This window comes from Rhodospirillum sp. A1_3_36 (assembly GCF_047263945.1).
GTDB lineage: Bacteria > Pseudomonadota > Alphaproteobacteria > Rhodospirillales > Rhodospirillaceae > Rhodospirillum.
Map to the genome: position 1 here is coordinate 90,248 of NZ_JBLAVB010000014.1, position 6,159 is coordinate 96,406.

Genomic DNA, 6,159 nt, shown 5'->3' on the forward strand with positions numbered 1-6,159 from the left:
TCTCATGTCCAAATCCATTGCCAATCCGTCGCGGCGTCATTTCTTGCTGGGAACGGCAGCGCTTGCCGCCGGGGCGTTCGCCAGCCCCCTGTTGACCCGGGGCGCACGCGCCCAGGGAGCCACCCGGGAAATCCTCTCGGGGTGTCATTGGGGCGTTTTCCGGGCCCAGGTCCAGGATGGCCGGGCCATCGGCATCAAGCCCTGGGACCAGGATCCCTGGCCTTCACCCCAGTTGGAGGGTGTGCTTGATTCCATCTATTCCCCCTCGCGCATCAAGTATCCGATGGTCCGCCGGGCCTGGCTCGAACAGGGTCCGGGAGCCGATCCTGCGGGTCGGGGCACCGGCGATTTCGTTCGGGTGAGTTGGGACAAGGCGCTCGACCTGGTCGCCGGCGAGCTCACCCGGGTCCGCGACACATACGGCCCCGCCAGTGTTTACGGTGGCTCCTACGGCTGGAAAAGCCCCGGGAAGCTTCACAACTGCCAGACCCTTCTGCGCCGTTTGCTGAAGATGAACGGAGGCTTCACCAATTCGGCGGGAGACTACTCCACGGGCGCCGCCCAGGTGATTCTTCCCTACGTCAGCGGATCCATCGAGGTCTACGAGCAGTGCACCGCTTGGCCGGTGCTCGCCGAACACACCGACCTGATGGTGTTCTGGGGCGCCAACCCCTTGCGCAACTCGGAGATCTGCTGGCAGATCGCCGACCATGGCGCGTTCCGGGGGGTCGACGGTCTGAAAAAGGCCGGCACGAAGGCCATTTGCATCGACCCGGTCTACACGGAAACCGCCAAGTACTTGGACGCCGAATGGCTGGCGCCCCGCCCCCAAACCGATGTGGCAATGATGCTGGGCATCGCCCACACCCTGTACACGGAAGGGCTCCATGACCAGGCGTTCATGGATAAGTACACAAGCGGCTTCGACAAGTTCCTGCCCTATCTGACCGGTGAGAGCGACGGTCAACCCAAGAGCGCGGAATGGGCATCCGATATCTGCCAGATTCCAGCCGAAACCTTGAAAGACCTCGCCCGCCGGTTCGCCTCTAGCCGAACCATGCTGGCGCTCGGCTATTCGACTCAGCGGCAGCACCATGGCGAACAGTCCCAGTGGATGCTGGTGACCCTGGCCTGCATGCTCGGTCAGATCGGTCTGCCCGGCGGTGGATATGGCCTGAGTTACCACTACGCCAGCGGCGGTTCCCCCACCCACAAGTCGCCCATCCTGACGGCGATCACGGACACGCCGGGCCAGTCCTCCGGCGGAGGCGCGGCCTGGTTGGCCGGAGGGGGACTCGTCTCGATCCCGGTCTCTCGGTTGGTCGAGACTCTGCTGAACCCCGGAAAGACCATGGACTTCAAGGGGACAAAGCTGGAGCTGCCCAATATCAAGCTGGCCTACTGGGCAGGAGGCAACCCCTTCTCTCACCAACAGGACCGGAACGAGATGGTGCGGGCCTGGCAAAAGCTGGAAACCTTCATTGTCCACGATTTCCAATGGACGGCCACCGCCCGTCATGCCGACATCGTCCTGCCCGCAACGTCGAGCTACGAACGGAATGACATCGACCAATGCGGGGACTACGCGCTGAGCCATATCGTCCCCATGAAAAAGATCGTCGATCCGGTATTCGAGGCCCGAAACGACTTCGACATCTACGCCGCGATCGCCGAACGCCTGGGCTTTGGCTACGCCTATACGGAGGGCAAGACGGAAATGGATTGGATCCGCGGCTTCTACGAGGCCGCCAAGATTGAATCCCGGGCCAAGGGCATGGAGATGCCTGTTTTCGACGTCTTCTGGGAGCATGGCGAGCCCCTCGCTTTTCCCCTGGAGGAGGCTCAAAAGTCTTTCGTGCGGCACGCGGCGTTCCGTGAGGACCCCCTGCTCAACGGGCTGGGAACACCGTCGGGCAAGTTCGAGATCTATTCGAAGAACATCGAAGGCTACAACTACGAAGACTGCCCCCCCCATCCCACCTGGATGGAGCCCGTCGAACGCCTTGATGGTCCGACGACACGCTACCCCCTGGCCATTGCCGCCAATCATCCGATTAAGCGCCTGCACTCCCAGCTTTGCGGAACCGCCTTGCGCAAGACCTATGCGGTGAACGGGCGCGAACCCTGTTGGATACATCCCACCGACGCCTTGGCGCGAGGATTGAAGGATGGCGACGTGGCCCGAGCCTTTAATGATCGCGGGCAAATCCTGGTGGGCATCGTGGTCACGGAACTCGTCCGCCCGGGTGTCATCCGCATCAACGAGGGGGGCTGGTACGACCCTGTCACCCCCCGCTTGCCCAACAGCCTTTGCGCCTACGGTGACGTGAACGTCCTCACGACAGGCATCTCGACCTCCAAGCTCTCACAGGGCAACTGCGGCCAAACGGCTGTCGCCGAAGTCGAAAAGTACGAGGGAGTTCTCCCCGAAGTGACCGTGTTCAAGGCTCCGACCTCCGGTTAAAACGCATCGCGGCCAGTCGGGGGGATGCTTGACCCCGACTGGCCGCAACGCGGGCTGTGTACCCTATCATCTGTAAAGCAGCGATTCTGGCTGGCGATTGCCCAAGCCCATTTGGGGGCTGATGCCCCCAATCCTCTATTTTTCTTTTATACCCCGTCTCCTTGAAAAACCGAAAAGAGCGGAGCCTGAAGCCCCGGACCCCCATTCGTCTTTTTACCAATGGGATAAAAGGGTCCGTGACCCTTTGCGGGTCTGGGCAGAGCCCAGGATCATGGCGCTCTCCGTCATGGATGCAGGCCTGTTCAGCAGATGTCACTCGTTCGGCATCCTCGGGGTGAACCATTTTGCGGAACAAACGGTAGCTTGGTTTCTCCCTCTCCGGATTGATCCCGAACATGGCGTAAATTTCTTCTGACCAGAACAGCTCGTCGGTCCCCAGAAGCCAATCCCAAACCCCGATTTGGGCGAATTTCTGGGAGGCGTTGTACCGTTCTTCAAAGGCTCTGAGCCGCTCCAAGGCTTGTTGATCACTCAGGTCTCGCAGCAGCCATAATCGGTCCAATCCGATCTGCCCCACCCAGGTCAGGCTGGAAGGAAAGCAATCCCCGTTCGGGCGTCGCGCCGTGCCCCACGTAGGCTGGCTTCTTTGATGGCGGGAGGGATCTTTCAGGGTGGTTGTGAGGGTGCCGCCGAACAACTCCTCGGTCGGAAGACCGGAGGGGACGACTTCGGGATACCCCAAAAGCCGGGCTGCCTGGTCCGACGCCCACAGAATTCTCCCCGTACCATCCACCCGTAGAACACCATCGGTTAGGTGGTCGACCAAAGCTGTCCAGACCCCATCCGGCGCCTTTGCCAGAGAGCGCCCCAGAGCGCGCCCCAGAGCGCGCCAAGGGCAGCATCACCGGTCATGCCGATCGCCAAAAGCAGTGTGGGCAAGTAAAGAGAGTTTTGGGTCACGCTTAATGTCGAAGGTGAAATGAGAATAGTTGCAGTTTTTAACGTTTAGATCTGTCTAATATAGCGTATATTTCTAAGTTTGATCCATGTATGACCTATTATTTTTCGCATATCTTTCACGCACCTACTATGATGAGATCCGAATTTGGTACCTTATACCCAAAATGGTAAAGCAATACGGAATGGCAGAGGCTGGGGAACACCAAAAACATGGGCTATAGCTGTTCCGCTAACCCAGGACCAGGATTGGATAGATGATTCTTGACCGTTTGCCAGTTTCCCGAAAACTGGCCGTTCTCGTGGTGGTGTCCCTTGCGGGCATCGTTGCGACGGCTGCCATTGGCTTGGGTCAATTGCGGTCAACCATGATGGAGGACCGCGAAGAGAAGGTGAAGGCCGTTGTCGACGTGGCCTTTGCTCAGGTCAACGCGGCGGAGAGTCCGCAGGCGGCGATGGAAATGGTGCGTGCGGCCCGATACGGGAATGGGGATTATATTTTCATTCTCGACACCGAAGGGCGCATCATAATGCACCCTGTTACCCCCAGCCTGGAAGGAACCGTTCGTCTTCAGGAAGAGGACGTGAACGGTGTATTTCTATTCAAGGAGATGTTGTCAGTCGCCAAAAATCAGGGTTCGGGATTTGTGTCCTATGACTGGCCGAAAACGGCCGGGGGTGAGCCCCTTCCAAAAATCACCTATGTGCACGCCGTGCCCGAGAGGGGGTGGGTCCTCGCGTCCGGTATCTATGTGGACGATGTGGATGCGGCCTTTACCGAGCAGGCCCTGATTTTCGGGGGAGTGGTTGTGGTTCTTGTTCTGGGGCTGGCGCTTTTGTCGACCACAGTGGCTCGTGGGTTGGCCGGTCCGCTGATCGCCATGACGAAAACCATGGGGCGGCTCGCCGATGGGGATTTGGATGTCTCCGTGGAAGGGGAAGGGCGCGAGGACGAAATTGGATCCATGGCCAATGCCCTTGTGGTGTTCCGCGAGCACATGCGGAAGGGACGGCAATTGGCCGAGGAACAGGAGCGGGAACAGGCCATTAAGGAAAAGCGGCGGAAGGAAATGGAAGAAAAGGTCAAGGCCTTCGAGTTGACCGTCGTGCGTGTTCTTGACGGGCTGGCTTCCGCCGACCACAGCATGAAAGCCATGGCCGTGGACATGACCGATGGTGCGACCTCCACCATGCAGGAAGCCGGCGAGGTGTCTGCCGCTGCGGAGCAGGCTTCGGCCAACGTGCAAACGGTGGCTTCTGCGGCTGAGGAATTGAGTGCCTCCATCATCGAAATCGGACGGCGGGTCGAGGAATCGTCGGAGGTGGCCGAGCGCGCCGTGACCGACGCCGACCGGGCCAGCGGCGGTATTGACGATCTGCAACGGCGTGTCGGGCAGATTTCCGAAATCGTTAGCCTGATCAGCGACATTGCCGACCAGACCAATCTGCTTGCTTTGAACGCCACGATCGAGGCTGCCCGGGCCGGAGAGGCCGGCAAGGGGTTCGCTGTGGTGGCCGGTGAGGTCAAAAACCTTGCCAACCAGACCCAGAGAGCGACGGAGGACATTATTCAACGCATCGCCGACGTGCAGAGCGCGACGCAGACCAGTGTGTCGGCCATCGGTGACGTGACCCGCGTGATCAGCGAAGTTCACGGCATTGCGGCGAGCATTTCCTCGGCCGTGGAAGAACAAGGTGCGGCGACGCAGGAGATCGCCCGCAATGTGGACGAAGCCGCGCGGGGAACTGAATCGGTGACCAATGCGATCATCAAGGTGCGCAAATCAGCGGAAGAGTCCAATCGGCGCGCCAAGGACATGGAAGGAGCCAGCGCGGCCCTGGGGGAACAGGCGGGGGACTTGAAGCGGGAAGTGGCCGCTTTCCTTAAGAATGTGAGCGGCGACGAGGACCGCAAGATCGAGCTTGTGAGCTGGAACGACAGTCTTGCCTTCGGGATCAAGTCCATTGATGACGACCACCGCCGTTTGATGGACTTGGTGAATACGGTGTACCGAAATGTGAGTGATGGGGTTTCGGAACAGGAGCTGAAGAAGTCCCTGGCCCAGTTGAAGCGGTACGCGGAAACTCACTTCGCCGAGGAAGAGACTTTTATGACCCGCATTGGCTATCCTGATCTTGAAAAACACGCCAAGCAGCATGCCAATTTTATCAATCGGTTGCGTAGCCTGGACCAGAAAGCCGACGGTGCCACCGATGCCGCACTCATGGATATGATGGGCCTGTTGGGAAGTTGGTGGGAAGGCCATATCCGCAACCAAGATGCTAAGGTTGCGGCTTTTGCCAAGGCCAACCGGAAACAGGCCGCCTGATTTACGAGCTGTCTGTGGCTCCCGGTGTTGATCGGGGTCTCGTCATGTTTCACCCAAAAAAACACCCGCTCCAAATGGAGTGGGTGTTTTTTTGGGTATCCAACCTACGGAGGGGAGAGTGTCCGGTTCATTGTGTATGGGATTTGATCCCATGCCCATCTCACGCGGTGAAGCGCTCACCGAACATGATAGCGAATTGATTGCGGGCCGCCACCCATTCCCGGACGGCCCTGCCTTTCTTTTCGAAATTGCGGATAGCCAGATACAGCAGCTTCAACGCTGCGTCCTCCGTTGGGAAAGAGCCCCTTGTTTTCAAGGATTTGCGGATCACCCGGTTCAGGCTTTCGATGGCATTGGTCGTGTAGATGATTTTTCGGACGGACAGGGGAAAGGCGAAGAAGGGGATGA

Annotated in this window: 5 protein-coding genes; 2 read left to right on the forward strand and 3 right to left on the reverse strand. The window is 59.2% G+C overall.

Features of this window, described 5'->3' with window-relative positions; genetic code table 11:
• Positions 1-4: 4 nt before the first annotated feature.
• Positions 5-2,464, forward strand: a complete 2,460-nt coding sequence (gene torA / locus ACLIRY_RS21225) for a trimethylamine-N-oxide reductase TorA (protein ID WP_413207425.1) — start codon at positions 5-7, stop codon at positions 2,462-2,464.
• Here torA and ACLIRY_RS21230 read toward each other — a convergent pair.
• Positions 2,442-3,257 carry a PAS domain-containing protein gene (locus tag ACLIRY_RS21230; RefSeq protein WP_413207431.1) on the reverse strand — a complete coding sequence of 272 codons (816 nt, stop codon included), beginning with the start codon at positions 3,255-3,257 and terminating at the stop codon, positions 2,442-2,444. The two genes, torA and ACLIRY_RS21230, sit on opposite strands and share 23 nt — an antisense overlap.
• Positions 3,258-3,274: 17 nt before the next feature.
• The gene (locus ACLIRY_RS21235) at positions 3,275-3,424 is read right to left on the reverse strand and encodes a hypothetical protein (RefSeq protein WP_413207426.1); all 150 of its coding nucleotides are present in this window, start codon (positions 3,422-3,424) and stop codon (positions 3,275-3,277) included.
• Between the two features lie 254 nt (positions 3,425-3,678).
• Here ACLIRY_RS21235 and ACLIRY_RS21240 point away from each other — a divergent pair, with 254 nt between their 5' ends.
• A complete protein-coding gene (locus tag ACLIRY_RS21240; protein WP_413207427.1) occupies positions 3,679-5,751 on the forward strand; it encodes a bacteriohemerythrin in 2,073 nt (690 codons plus the stop codon).
• A 160-nt stretch (positions 5,752-5,911) separates the two neighbouring features.
• Here ACLIRY_RS21240 and ACLIRY_RS21245 read toward each other — a convergent pair.
• Positions 5,912-6,159: transposase (locus ACLIRY_RS21245; RefSeq protein ID WP_413207428.1), on the reverse strand; the 248-nt coding region annotated here is incomplete at its 5' end.

Excerpts from the sequence above, each read along its gene's own strand:
- ACLIRY_RS21240 (WP_413207427.1), top strand. The coding sequence starts at position 3,679 with ATGATTCTTGACCGTTTGCCAGTTTCCCGAAAACTGGCCGTTCTCGTG.
- torA (WP_413207425.1), top strand. The coding sequence starts at position 5 with ATGTCCAAATCCATTGCCAATCCGTCGCGGCGTCATTTCTTGCTGGGA.